Origin of the sequence: Acinetobacter radioresistens DSM 6976 = NBRC 102413 = CIP 103788, from assembly GCF_006757745.1 — a bacterium.
GTDB lineage: Bacteria > Pseudomonadota > Gammaproteobacteria > Pseudomonadales > Moraxellaceae > Acinetobacter > Acinetobacter radioresistens.
Window position 1 is genome coordinate 2,284,990 of record NZ_AP019740.1, and the last position, 13,385, is coordinate 2,298,374.

Genomic DNA, 13,385 nt, shown 5'->3' on the forward strand with positions numbered 1-13,385 from the left:
TTGTGATTCTTAATATACAAGCTTGTGATCGATGTATTGCTCACAGATCCGGATGGTTTCATCGATCCTGAGCGGTGTCTGGCTTAATGCGCCGCGTAACCAAAAACCATCGATCAGTGCAGCAAGTCCGAGAGCTGCATCTTCGGCCTGTTTTTCATCCAGACACTTGCAAAATTCGTGTTTAAGGCTGGAATACAGCCATTGCTCATTGACTTGCTGTAATTCATGTAAATCCGGTTGATATAAGCTAACCGACCAAAAAGCCAGCCAGGTTTTCATGGCAGCCTGATTTATCTGTGAGGGCGAAAAATTGCCCCGCACAATGGCCATAAGCCGGGCTTTGGGAGAAGCTTCTGTCTGGCTTAATGCCTGTGCCACTGCAGTTTCCAGCTGCGCCAGCAAATACTGCATGGTGGCAAAAATAAGACCATGCTTGTCTTTAAAGTAATGACTGATAATACCGGTCGATACACCTGCTCTTTTGGCAATCTGGGAGATTGAAGCCTCAGCAAGGCCTAACTCGTTAATAGCTTCCAGTGTGGCATCAATCAGTTGTTGGCGACGAATCGGTTGCATTCCAACTTTAGGCATCGGTCTTATCTTCCAAAATACAGAACAAATGTGAACTGCTACATATTTTATCTTTATTTTTATTGAACGTTCAATTAAAAAAACCTATAGTTTTATAGCAAAGATGTACAGCACACTTTATTTTTGGACTCGTTGTAGCTTTAAAACCAAGCTATTTACTTAAAAAAACTGTTTAAAAAAGAATAAAGTGTACTGTAAATCCGAAATTTACATATTCTTTGGAATCTCGAGATTTATGGCGAATAAAACAGTCGGGCAGCCGAGGGACAGCCTGAACAAGGTGGTCTTTTACGTTTCTGCTTCACTCATTCTACTGTTCTCTACTATTACTATTTTATTTAATGAACAGGCAAATTATGTTATTACAGCTGTACTAAATTGGGTATCCAGTACATTTAGCTGGTATTACCTCCTCGCAGCTACCTTGTATATGGTCTTTGTTATTTTTATTGCCTGTTCACGTTATGGCAATATTAAACTTGGACCCAAGCATTCAAAGCCGGAATTCAGTCTGCTCAGCTGGTCAGCAATGCTGTTCTCTGCCGGAATCGGTATCGATCTGATGTTTTTTTCAGTGGCTGAACCACTGTCACACTATATTAATCCACCAGTAGGTACGGGCGAAACTTATGCAGCTGCGCGGCAGAGTATGGTCTGGACCATGTTTCACTATGGCTTGACTGGCTGGTGTATGTATGCCCTGATCGGTATGTCACTGGCTTATTTCAGCTATCGCTATAATTTGCCTTTAACCATTCGTTCTGCGCTTTATCCCATCTTTGGTAAAAGAATTAATGGTGCCTTGGGTCATACGGTCGATACGGCTGCGGTACTGGGAACAATTTTTGGTATAGCTACCACTTGTGGTATTGGTGTTGTACAGCTTAACTATGGCTTACACGTACTTCTTGGCCTGCCAGAGAATTTATGGGTCCAAACTCTGCTAATTCTAGTGGCTGTAATTATCTGTATTATCTCGGTCACGTCTGGTGTAAATAAAGGTTTGCGGATACTTTCCGAAGTCAACATTTATGTGTCAGTGGGTTTGCTTATTTTTATATTGCTGTTGGGCAATACCCAGTTCCTGCTGAATGCCCTAATTCAAAATTTCGGCGATTATCTTAGCCAGTTTCCAAAACTTACTTTGGAGAGTTTTGCCTTTGAACAGCCAACAGAGTGGATGCAGAGCTGGACACTGTTTTTCTGGGCTTGGTGGGTGGCATGGTCTCCTTTTGTAGGTCTGTTTCTGGCACGTATTTCTCGAGGGCGCACCATTCGTGAATTCGTCTGTGGCACCCTGATCATTCCTTTGCTGTTTACCATGACTTGGCTATCTATCTTTGGTAACAGCGCCCTTCATAGTGTAATTTTTGAAGGCAATATTCAGCTTGCCGAGACAGTAATTGCCAACCCGGCCCATGGTTTTTATGATTTGCTGGCCCAGTATCCGGGCTTTCCATTTATTGCTTCAGTGGCCACTATTACTGGTCTCTTGTTCTATGTGACTTCAGCCGATTCAGGGGCGCTGGTGCTGGGGAACTTTACAACGAAATTTACCCACATTGACCATGATTCACCCCGCTGGCTCAGCATTTTCTGGTCAGTTGCGATTGGCCTGCTTACACTGGCAATGCTGATGGCAAACGGTATTACAGCCCTACAAAATGCCACTATTATTATGGGACTACCCTTTAGCTTTGTAATTTTTCTGGTTATGGCCGGTTTATATAAATCATTACGTCTGGAAGATTTCCGGCAAGCCAGTACCAGTATGAACGCCGCTCCTGTGGTGGGCAATGTCGATATTTTTAACTGGAAAAAACGTCTGAACCGGGTTATGCACCATCCGGGAACTACCGAAACCAAGCGTATGCTGGATGAGGTCTGTTTGCCCGCCATGCAGGCTGTAGCAGATGAACTGATGAAACGGGGTGTTGAAGCCAGTGTAGAACAAAAACTGCTTGAAGATGAACTGCCGCTTTATCATCTGGATATTATTATTCATTTAGAACAGGAACAGAATTTTATTTATCAGATCTGGCCGATACGCTACATCACACCCAACTTTAGTGAACGTGGCAAACGTGGTAAACGCCACTATTACCGTCTGGAAAGCTATCTCTATGAAGGCTCCCAAGGAAATGACCTGGTTGGTTACAGTCGCGAACAGGTGATTAACGATATTCTGGATAAATATGAACGTCATATGATGTTCCTGCACATTAACCGGATTAGTCCGGGTACACGGCCACTTTTCCCAGATCCAGATGCTTAAACTCAATACGGATGACTCCAATGAACCCAGATGCAATCCATTCATTTGCCCTGTTCTTTTCACTGCTCAATCCTTTCCTGATGAGCATTTATATGCTGGGAATTATCCGCACCTCTGAGGCAAAAACGTTTAATACAGCGCTGATTACAGGCAGTCTGATCAGTTTCATGGTTTTTCTGCTTTTTGCCTGGGGTGGTGAAACGGTATTTAACCAGTACCTACATGTGCGTTTTGAATCTTTCCAGATTTTTGGTGGCCTGATCTTCTTAGTAATTGGCTATCGGTATGTTTTTGAAGGTGCAGAAACTATCGGCGTTATGCGTGGAGCACCCGAGCATTTGGCCGGCACAATTGCCATGCCCTTTATGATCGGGCCAGGGACCATCAGTGCAGCAGTCATTACCGGTATGAAAATGTCTATACTAGAGACAGCGGCAGTCATTGCATTTACCCTGTTACTTAGTTGTAGCCTGCTGATCCTGATGAAATATGCACATGATCATTTACAGAAACGCTCGACCCGTTATGTAGATATGTACACTGCAATTGTCGGACGGCTGGCTGCCTTACTCATTGGTACAATTGCAATTGATATGGTGATTACTGGTGTAGTAGGAATCTGGACAGACATGGTTTAAATACCAATTATTTTGGCAGGTAATTTTCAGCTAATTTACTGTGCCTTTTAATAGAAAAACCAGAATTTTTAATTGAGTGTATGGAAAGATACAGATCAGCTCTTATCGTTCTAAAAATGCTACGTTTCGTTATAGCTATACGGGTTTATCGCGCCACTAAAAACAATAAAATAGATAACAGATAGAACAGATATATAGAGGTGTCAAAATGAATGCTTATTTACACCGCAGTGAAAACCGGGGTCATGTGCAGGCAGGCTGGCTCGACACAAGACACAGCTTTTCCTTTGGTCAGTGGTATGATCCAAAATACATGGGTGTCAGTGCATTACGTGTTATCAATGACGACCGGATTGCGGCCCATAATGGCTTTGGTACGCATGCCCATGACAATATGGAAATTTTAACCTGTGTCCTGTCTGGAACTATTTCTCATCGCGACAGTATGGGTAATGAAGGCCAGATTCATGCCGGTGAATGGCAACTCATGAGTGCAGGCCACGGCGTTCAGCACAGTGAAATCAATAATCATGATGAGCCCGTACATCTGCTCCAGATCTGGATTCATCCTAATATCAAAAATGCTGAGCCAAATTATCAACAGATCAGTCTGGACCCGGGCAAACATCCTGACCAGTGGCATCTGATTGCCGGACCAGAAGCAAATGCACCAATGCACATACGCCAAGATGCAGAGGTTAAAACTGCTGTCTTGCAAAAAGATGCTTCTCTAGAGATTGCTGCAAAGCATAAGATCAACTATGTTCATGTAATTGAAGGCTGTGTGCAAATTGGTGAATATACCGTAAATGCCGGTGATGCTTTAGTTTTCGAAGCTGAAACTGAAGTTAAAGCCCTAGCAGACAGCCGCATGATCTGGTTTGATTTACCTTAACTTTTTAAAGTCATAATTAAAAAAAAGGAAGGGCTTGCCCTTCCTTTTTTTTAAATATTACAAGTTCATAAACTTCTATCTATTTAAAAAATCAGTTTCAGACCAAGTCCGTACTGCCAGTCTTTTTCTGACGAGGTTTCTTGCTGCCAAACTGTAGCTTCACGCCCTTTCTCATAGGCATAAGCCACATCAATAAAAGGCATGACTCGCTTATTAATTTCATAACGGGTCTGCACACCCAGTTGCAAACTGGATAAACCTTTTTTACGCGCATACTTTGAATCATCACTTAACACCAGCTCTGACTCAACATAAGGTTGTAAAATCAGCTTTTGCGTTACTAGCAGATCACGCTCACTCTTCAAGTTAAAAGAGAGTTGCTGGTCTTTTCCAGCATACAGATAGGCATCTGTTTCAAAGAAATAGGGCGCCAGACCATGCAATCCAAGCATGGCGTCTAGCTGCTCCTGCTGTTCTGGTTGCCGCTCTGTGTAGCGGTAACGCACACCGGTCTGCACGTCCCAGAAGTCGGAAATAGCCCGGCTATACAAAGCGGCAATATCATAATCTGTCTGTTCTGACTCAGCCTTATGAATATGACCTTTTATAAACAGCCTGTTCTCATCTGTTCCGATTCGGCTTTCAAGTTCGGTTTTTAGTGTTCCCTGTCCATCCGGATTCCAGATCCAACGATGCTCAAGTTCAGTACGTTGAAAAATTTGTCCACCATGTTCACGTATATGGTTGGCATGAGCTTGTGCTTCTGAAGTTACCCTCATGGTTTTCTGCGTTGTAACAGATTGCTGCTGTAACTTGTCCTGATGGTCATGCAAAGTTTCAGCAAGGCTTATATTGCTTAAAAGCAAAATACCACTACCAATTAGCAGACGATTACATAACTTAGTGATGTGCATGCCCAGCTCCTTGTGACGAGTGACTTGCTGCTGGCGTATGAGTTGCTGATCCAACTTGGGCTACTACCAGTTTATTCATCATACCGGCACTCATGTGATAAAGCAGATGACAATGAATCGCCCATTCACCCAACTCATCGGCGGTGAGTAAAGCCGTGACGGTCTGGCCTGGCGGTACAATCACAGTGTGCTTATTCGGCATGTTTGCCAGCGGCTGACCATTTTCCAACTGCATAAACATGCCATGCAAATGCATCGGATGGGCCATCATGCTGTCATTGATAAATTTTAGCCGGATACGCTCACCATATTTCACCTGTAAAGGCTCAGCCTCAGTAAATTTCTTACCATTCATAGTCCAGACATAGCGCTCCATATTCCCCCCCAGACGGATGACCAGCTCCTGTTCAGGCTGACGCTGGTCAGATTGAGGATTTAAGGATTTTAAGTCTGCATAAGTGAGTGCTTTATGTCCTGCAGGGGTCGAGGCATTAGCCCAGCCATAGACCGGTGTAGTGGTACTTTGTGATAATCTTTGCTCCGTTATATCCGACATAGTCCGCTGTTCTGCTGCTTCCTGTTTTTTTGATGAAGTCATCATTTTGGAATGATCCATGGCAGCATGGTCTGTGCCCGGTACGGGCATTTGGGAATGTATCTCACCCTGAGCGTCGCTATTGCTCATATGTCCGGCATGCTGATTGGCCATATCATTATTATGGCCGCCATGTTGCATCCCCATATCAGCCATGGTCAGCAAGGCACGTGGTTTGGCATCAGGCTGCCGGGTTGCGGGCCGGGCAGAATCCGCCTGATCATGCAATGAGGCAAGTGCAAAGCCGGTACGATCAATTGATTCGGCCTCAATCTGGTAATGACTATCTTTGGGCTCGACAATTGCATCATAGGTTTCGGCTGTACCAATTCGGAACTCATCTACAGGTACTGGCTGAACTGGCTGCCCATCTGCACTCACTACATGCATTTTCAGGCCCGGGATTCGGATATCAAAAAAGGACATGGCTGAGGCATTGATAAAACGTAAGCGGACCTTCTCGCCTGATTTAAACAGACCTGTCCAGTTCTGCTTTGGTGTCTTGCCGTTAACCAGAAAAGTATAACCTGTGACATCCGATAAATCGGTTTTTAGCATGCGCATCCGGTTCCACATAGAACGGTCTTTCCAGGTAGCTGACCAACCTTCACGTTTTACCTGCTGCCAGATATCACCTAGGGTTTCACGCCGGTTCTGATAATATTCTGCTGATTTCTTCAGGTTATTTAGAATCTGGTCACTCTTGCTCTGGTGAAAGTCGGATAGCATCACTACGTAATCACGCTCTGCCTGTTCATGCTTGGCAGCAGGCCGGTGATCTTTGGGATAGACTACAAATGCCCCATATAGGCCATCCTGCTCCTGTCCCTTACTGTGTGCATGGTACCAATAAGTTCCATTCTGACGAATTTTGAAACGGTATTCAAAATGACCACCCGGTTTAATACCCTGAAATCCATTAAAGCTAGGTACACCATCCATTAAAGCCGGCAATAACAATCCATGCCAGTGTAAGGAAGAGTCTTCATTTTTAAGCTTGTTATAAACATGAATTACGGCTTCATCGCCTTCTTCAAACTCGAGTAAAGGAGCTGGAAATTTTCCATTTACAGTAATACGTTTTAGTGGCTTGCCGGTTACATTCACCAGCTGTTCATCAATAGTAAGATGATATTCCTTGACTGCCGCCATTAACCAGGTGGATGAGGACAGACAGGCACCCAGTAACAGGGCTTGACTCAGTTTTATAGACATGATTTGACCTTGATAATTAAAAATAATTTTTAATCGTGAAATTAAGGTCAGGCTTTAGGAGGGCGCAGAATTTCCTGCCAGTATCCTGGCAAGTAACGGGCAAAATAATGGCTGTGGCTTGTTTCGGGTAAAGAAAGATTTGGTAAAGATTCAGGCACGTTATCAGCTGCTGCTAAAACCACTTGCAGTGTATTGCAATGTAGTGAGCTGCAATCGTGACAATGAACCTGCTGCACTGTCTGATGGTTATCACCATTGATACAAGAATGATGCGCAGATTGTGATGCAGCATGAGACACTTCGTGACAGCCTGCATGGCCAACATGCTGGTTCACTTGCTGCGTAGGTTGAGATCCGCCGGAATGACTTAGCAGATGAGCAGACACAGTAGACCATCCTGTTACAAAAACAAGAAAACAGATAAGCCAAGACTGTTTTAAAAGTCTGCCAAGGCGCACGTTCAGGTCCACAAATCGTATATTAGCTATATCAGCATAACGGATTTTTGCCGGGGTGCAAGCGGATTTCAATAGGTCATTCTATATAAAAACCGAAAAATAATGGCTGAGTATTACTTTAATTTCCACTTATTACGATATTCATAATTAAATTATATATTGTGTAATATATAAAAATAAGTATGATAGAACTAAGATAAAAACAGCTGTCTTAAGCTTTGGAAAATTTGCAGACATTTTAATTTCTGAACACGAACTAACTTTAAGCAAGTAGCCTGATTTCCATAGATACATCAGGTCAGATAAAAGCGGCAGGCTGCCTTCATTTGGACAAAAGGAACAGTTAAATGACGACACAACTTAAATCATTCATCGATGTTGCACCAGATTCAGATTTCCCGATTCAGAACCTGCCTTATGGTATTTTTAGTGAAACAGCTGATGGAAAACGTCGCGCCGGTGTTGCACTAGGTGAGTATGTAGTAGATCTGGCAGTACTTGAACAGGCTGGCTTACTCACTATTGAAGCAGGCAGAAACTATTTTGATCAGTCAACCTTAAATCAGTTTATTGAGTCTGGACGTGATCAGTGGACTCAAGTTCGCTCTACCCTGCAATTCCTTCTTTCCAGTACAAATCCAGAACTACGTGATAATAGCGAACTGTGTGAAAAAGCCTTCTTTAAACGCTCAGAAGTAGTGCTACATTTGCCAGTCCACATTCCCGGCTATACCGATTTCTATTCTTCAAAAGAGCATGCTACCAATGTTGGCTGTATGTTCCGTGATCCCAAGAATGCCTTGCTTCCTAACTGGTCAGAACTTCCGGTCGGCTATAATGGTCGTGCCAGCTCAGTAGTAGTTAGTGGTACAGATATAGTTCGCCCGTCGGGCCAGGTTAAACTGCCAAGTGAAGAACGCCCTGTATTCACTGCCTGTCGCAAGCTCGACTTTGAACTGGAAACCGCTTTTATTATTGGCAAACCAAACCAGCTGGGCGAACCGATCTCCATTGAAAATGCCTGGGACCATATTTTTGGAATGGTACTGTTTAATGACTGGTCAGCACGTGATATTCAGCAATGGGAATATGTACCACTTGGTCCATTTAATGCCAAAACGTTTGCTTCCTCTATTTCACCGTGGATTGTCACGCTAGACGCCCTGCAACCTTTCAAGACCAACAGTCCGGAACAGGAACCACGTCCATTGGCTTATCTGCGTGAAGACAACAGTGCCAACAGTTACGATATCCAGCTTTCTGTTGAACTTCAGGCAGCCGGACAGGTACAGGCCGATGTGATCTGCCAAACCAACTTTAAATATATGTACTGGTCAATGGCCCAGCAACTGACTCACCATACGATTTCTGGCTGTAACGTTCAGGTCGGTGACTTGATGGGTTCAGGTACCATTTCTGGCCCTACCCCCGATTCTTATGGCTCCCTGCTGGAGCTTACCTGGAATACGACCAAGCCACTTACACTCTCAAATGGCGAACAGCGCAGTTTCTTACAAGATGGCGATACCCTGGTCATGAAAGGCTACTGTGAAAAAGATGGTCTGCGTATCGGTTTTGGTGAGGTAAGCGGCAAGGTACTGCCAGCTGTCCAGTTTGATTTTAATACTGATGAATCAGAGGTAGAGCAACATGAAGCTGTATAGTTACTTCCGTAGTTCCGCGGCTTATCGGGTGCGTATTGCCCTGAATCTTAAAGGACTGCACTACGAACTTGTGCCTGTACATCTGCTGAAAAATGGAGGCGAACAGCGTTCTGAAGCTTACTGCCGCATGAACCCAACTGCACTGGTGCCTACGCTCACAGATGGAGACTTCAATCTGGGCCAGTCCATGAGTATCTTAGAGTATCTTGAAGAAACTCATCCTGAAACGCCCCTCTTACCCAAAGATGCACATTCGCGAGCAAGAATTCGGGCATTTTGTCAGAGTATTGCTTGTGATATTCATCCGGTGAACAATCTGCGGGTATTACAGTATTTAAGTCAAACCCTGCAAATTGGTGAAACAGCAAAATCTGAATGGTACGCCCATTGGGTGACTGAAGGTTTTAAAGCACTTGAAGCTTTATTACACGACTCAAATGGCAGCTACTGTTTTAACGATACTCCTACACTGGCAGACTGCTGCCTGATTCCTCAGGTCTATAACGCCAAGCGTTTTAATATTGACCTGACAGCTTTCCCCAAAATTGAATGTATTTATACACACTGCTCAACATTGAGCGCATTCCAGAATGCTGCGCCAGAAGCGCAGTCGGATGCCGCATAAAAAATAAGGACATTTGTTCATGACTATTCAAATCGAAAAAATTCACCATGTGGCCTATCGCTGTAAAGATGCTAAAGAAACCGTCGAATGGTATAAGAAAAACCTGAACATGGATTTTATTCTGGCATTTGCCGAAGACCATGTACCTTCTACCAAAGCTTTTGACCCTTATATGCACCTGTTTTTAGATGCCGGGAATGGTAATGTTCTTGCTTTTTTTGAACTGCCAACCCAGCCAGAAATGGGCCGCGACGAAAATACACCAAAATGGGTCCAGCATATTGCATTGAAAGTTAAAGACCGTACAGCTCTTGAAGCCGCCAAAGCACATCTAGAGGCAAATGGTGTAGATGTACTCGGTATTACTAACCACGGCATTTTCCATTCAATTTATTTCTTTGATCCAAACGGTCACCGTTTGGAGCTGGCTTATGATGATGAAAAAGCCCCGCAGAAAATTGCCATGATTACTGAAGAAATGAAATATGAGATGCTAGAAGAATGGAGTAAAACCAAGCGTGCGCCTCATCATACTCATTTTTTGCATGCTGACGAACTGGATCAAACTACCGCTTAAACCATAGGAATTCAACTTATGAATAAAGTCTATGAAAGTGCAACTGCTGCCCTTCAGGATGTAGTCGCAAATGGACAGACTCTGGCAGTCGGTGGTTTTGGCCTGTGTGGCATTCCTGAAGCTCTGATTTCAGCTCTAAAAGAAACCGGAGTAAAAGACCTGACCTGTATTTCCAATAATGCAGGAGTAGATGACTTCGGTTTGGGGAAGCTGCTGGCTACCCGTCAGATCAAGAAAATGATTTCATCCTATGTTGGAGAAAATAAAGAATTTGAGCGTCAATACCTGAGTGGTGAACTTGAAGTTGAACTTACCCCTCAAGGTACACTGGCCGAAAAACTGCGGGCCGGCGGTGCTGGTATCCCCGCTTTTTTTACCCAGACCGGCGTAGGCACTCTCATTGCTGAAGGGAAGGAAGAGCGAGAGTTCAACGGCAAAACCTATATCATGGAAGAATCACTGATAGCCGATATATCGCTGGTTAAAGCCTATAAAGCCGACAAAGCCGGGAATCTGGTCTTTCGCAAAACCGCGCAGAACTTTAATCCGGTCTGTGCCATGGCCGGAAAAATTACTGTGGCTGAAGTTGAACAGATTGTCGAGATTGGTGAGCTGGATCCGGATGCTATTCACCTGCCGGGAATCTATGTTAACCGTATTGTACTCAATGCCACACCTGAAAAACGGATTGAACAGATGACACTGAAAACGGCGGAGGGATAAATATGGTCTGGTCACGTAATGAAATGGCACAGCGTGCCGCACAGGAGCTTGAAGACGGATTTTATGTCAACCTGGGTATTGGATTGCCGACCCTGGTCGCCAACTATATTCCAGAACAGGTCAATGTCTGGCTCCAGTCTGAAAACGGTTTACTGGGGATTGGGGAGTTTCCGACTGAAGAAACGGTGGATGCTGATCTGATCAATGCGGGTAAGCAGACCGTAACAGCCCGGCCCGGCGCTGCATTTTTCTCAAGTGCTGAATCCTTTGCCATGATTCGTGGTGGACACGTCAATATTGCGATTTTAGGAGCAATGGAAGTTTCCGAACAGGGAGATCTGGCCAACTGGATGATTCCGGGCAAGAAAGTTAAGGGCATGGGCGGAGCCATGGATCTGGTTGCAGGTGTACAAAAAGTCGTGGTGCTGATGGAGCACTATGCGAAAGATGGAACACCAAAAATTGTAAAACAGTGTAGCCTGCCACTTACAGGTAAAGGTGTAGTCCACCGGATTATTACCGACCTTGGTGTGATGGATATTGACGCCGCAGGGGTGAAACTGATAGAACTGGCCAAAGAGGTGACGCTAGAGCAGATTCAGGCAGTTACAGGCGTACAGCTAAATGTACAGCTAGAGAATGATGCAGCCTGATCCAATACTATAAAAATCATGTGAATAAAAAAGCAGCTTCGGCTGCTTTGTGTGTCCTAAGTAAATAATAAAACAGGCTATGGGCAGCTAGATACCATATCTAAGAATAAACAGACAAATGGATTTCAAAAACTATGTATAAACATCAAGGATTACTTGAGCGGTTCGCTCTTCGTATCAGTAACTGGTCAGAAAAATGGTTTCCTGACTCTTATATCTTCGCTTTACTGGGAGTCATCATTGTTTCAATTGCCGCGATGACGATCGGTGCTCCGGCCCAAGCTGTAGCTGAAGCTTTTGGTGATGGATTCTGGAGTCTCATTCCATTTACCCTACAAATGACCATGCTGATTATTGTCGGCTATGTGGTTTCGGTTTCCAGACCCGTCGAACTCCTTATTCAGAAAATGGCTCTTATACCCAGTTCCGGTCGTGGAGCAATTGTACTGGTTGCTACCGTCAGTCTGCTGATTTCCCTTGTCAATTGGGCCGTGAGTACTATTTTGACGGCTCTTTTAGTGATTGCACTGGCAAAACGTACTGAACTGCGAATGGACTACCGGGCCGCGGCTGCTGCAGCTATTATTGGTATGGGTGCGACTTGGGCACTGGGTATCAGTTCATCTGCTGCCCAGCTACAAGCCAATAAAGACAGTTTACCTGAATCTATTTATCAGCTTACCGGGGTTATTCCCTTCACTGAAACAATTTTTCTGTGGCAATCCATCGTTATGACTTTGGTACTGATCATTGTCTCAATTGCAATTGCCTACTGGTCTGCCCCTAAAGGTGAAAACGTCAAGACCATGCAGGATTTTAAACTGGACTTTGAAACTGAGAAAAAGCCGGAATCAAAGTCTAGCCGCCCGGGAGACTGGCTAGAAAATTCACCAATCTTAACCATACTAGTGGTGGCGATTGGTATAGGCTGGATGATTCTCGAATTTACCCAGCAGAATCCAATTCTGGCTATTTCCAGTTTAAATACCTATAACTTTGTCTTTCTGATGCTGGGTCTGGCTCTGCATGGGACACCACGTAATTTTCTTAATGCCGTGTCCAAGGCAGTACCTGCGGTCTCTGGCGTATTAATCCAGTTTCCTTTATACGGCAGTATTGCTTTTATCATGACTCATGCCATGAACAGCAATGATCTTTCTTTATCTCACTATATTGCCGAGTTTTTTGTTTCTATTGCTTCCAAGGAAAGTTTTGCTGTAGTGATGGGAATTTATTCAGCTATTCTTGGCTTTTTTGTACCCTCAGGTGGTGGAAAATGGATCATAGAGGCCCCATATGTTATGCAAGCTGCCAATGACCTGAAAGTACATTTGGGCTGGTCAGTGCAGATTTATAATGCTGCTGAGGCTTTACCGAACCTGATCAATCCATTTTTCATGTTGCCGATGCTGGGTATTTTGAAACTTAAACCTAAAGATGTGATTGGTTTTACCGTAACCCAGCTGGTCGTGCATTTTCCGCTGGTTCTTTTTTTATTGTGGATACTGGGGCGTACTCTGGCTTATACCCCACCTGTATTTTAATAGTACTGGCTTTTTCAA

The 13,385-nt window shown here is 44.2% G+C and carries 13 protein-coding genes; 9 read left to right on the forward strand and 4 right to left on the reverse strand.

Annotation, left to right across the window (positions count from 1 at the left end; translation table 11 throughout):
- Positions 1-9 precede the first annotated feature (9 nt).
- Positions 10-591 (reverse strand): transcriptional regulator BetI, encoded by a 582-nt coding sequence (betI, locus tag ACRAD_RS10705; protein ID WP_005018994.1) that lies wholly within the window; start codon positions 589-591, stop codon positions 10-12.
- A 235-nt stretch (positions 592-826) separates the two neighbouring features.
- Here betI and ACRAD_RS10710 point away from each other — a divergent pair, with 235 nt between their 5' ends.
- The 3 genes from ACRAD_RS10710 to ACRAD_RS10720 all read left to right on the forward strand — a co-directional run bounded on the left by ACRAD_RS10710 (position 827) and on the right by ACRAD_RS10720 (position 4,399).
- Entirely contained in the window at positions 827-2,866 is a 2,040-nt protein-coding gene (locus ACRAD_RS10710; RefSeq protein ID WP_005027359.1) for a choline transporter, read from the forward strand.
- Between the two features lie 20 nt (positions 2,867-2,886).
- Entirely contained in the window at positions 2,887-3,504 is a 618-nt protein-coding gene (locus ACRAD_RS10715; RefSeq protein ID WP_005018990.1) for a MarC family protein, read from the forward strand.
- A 208-nt stretch (positions 3,505-3,712) separates the two neighbouring features.
- Positions 3,713-4,399, forward strand: coding sequence for a pirin family protein (locus tag ACRAD_RS10720; protein ID WP_005027361.1), 687 nt, complete (start codon positions 3,713-3,715; stop codon positions 4,397-4,399).
- A gap of 83 nt (positions 4,400-4,482) precedes the next feature.
- Here the strand turns inward: ACRAD_RS10720 and ACRAD_RS10725 are convergent, their stop codons facing one another.
- Genes ACRAD_RS10725 through ACRAD_RS10735 form a run of 3 tightly spaced genes read right to left on the reverse strand, consistent with a single transcriptional unit; the run spans position 4,483 to position 7,509 of the window.
- Positions 4,483-5,313, reverse strand: coding sequence for a copper resistance protein B (locus ACRAD_RS10725; RefSeq protein WP_005027363.1), 831 nt, complete (start codon positions 5,311-5,313; stop codon positions 4,483-4,485).
- Complete coding sequence (locus tag ACRAD_RS10730) at positions 5,300-7,123, reverse strand: copper resistance system multicopper oxidase (protein WP_005027365.1); 1,824 nt, start codon at positions 7,121-7,123, stop codon at positions 5,300-5,302. Before ACRAD_RS10730 ends, ACRAD_RS10725 begins: the two co-directional genes overlap by 14 nt.
- A gap of 47 nt (positions 7,124-7,170) precedes the next feature.
- On the reverse strand, positions 7,171-7,509 hold the full coding sequence (locus tag ACRAD_RS10735) for a hypothetical protein (protein ID WP_005027368.1): 339 nt from the start codon (positions 7,507-7,509) through the stop codon (positions 7,171-7,173).
- A gap of 419 nt (positions 7,510-7,928) precedes the next feature.
- On the opposite strand from ACRAD_RS10735, the gene fahA reads away from it, so the two are divergent.
- The 6 genes from fahA (at position 7,929) to ACRAD_RS10765 (ending at position 13,367) form a co-directional block, all read left to right on the forward strand.
- On the forward strand, positions 7,929-9,245 hold the full coding sequence (fahA, locus tag ACRAD_RS10740) for a fumarylacetoacetase (RefSeq protein ID WP_005027370.1): 1,317 nt from the start codon (positions 7,929-7,931) through the stop codon (positions 9,243-9,245).
- Entirely contained in the window at positions 9,232-9,870 is a 639-nt protein-coding gene (gene maiA, locus ACRAD_RS10745; protein WP_005027372.1) for a maleylacetoacetate isomerase, read from the forward strand. The genes fahA and maiA overlap by 14 nt, the downstream gene beginning before the upstream one ends.
- Positions 9,871-9,889: 19 nt before the next feature.
- Positions 9,890-10,447, forward strand: coding sequence for a VOC family protein (locus ACRAD_RS10750; RefSeq protein ID WP_005018974.1), 558 nt, complete (start codon positions 9,890-9,892; stop codon positions 10,445-10,447).
- A gap of 18 nt (positions 10,448-10,465) precedes the next feature.
- Positions 10,466-11,170: a CoA transferase subunit A gene (locus tag ACRAD_RS10755; RefSeq protein ID WP_005027374.1), complete on the forward strand. Its 705-nt coding sequence runs from the start codon at positions 10,466-10,468 to the stop codon at positions 11,168-11,170.
- Positions 11,171-11,172: 2 nt separating this feature from the next.
- Entirely contained in the window at positions 11,173-11,823 is a 651-nt protein-coding gene (locus ACRAD_RS10760) for a CoA transferase subunit B (protein ID WP_010699856.1), read from the forward strand.
- 134 nt (positions 11,824-11,957) lie between these two features.
- The gene (locus ACRAD_RS10765; protein ID WP_005027377.1) at positions 11,958-13,367 is read left to right on the forward strand and encodes a short-chain fatty acid transporter; all 1,410 of its coding nucleotides are present in this window, start codon (positions 11,958-11,960) and stop codon (positions 13,365-13,367) included.
- The last annotated feature ends 18 nt before the right edge of the window (positions 13,368-13,385 follow it).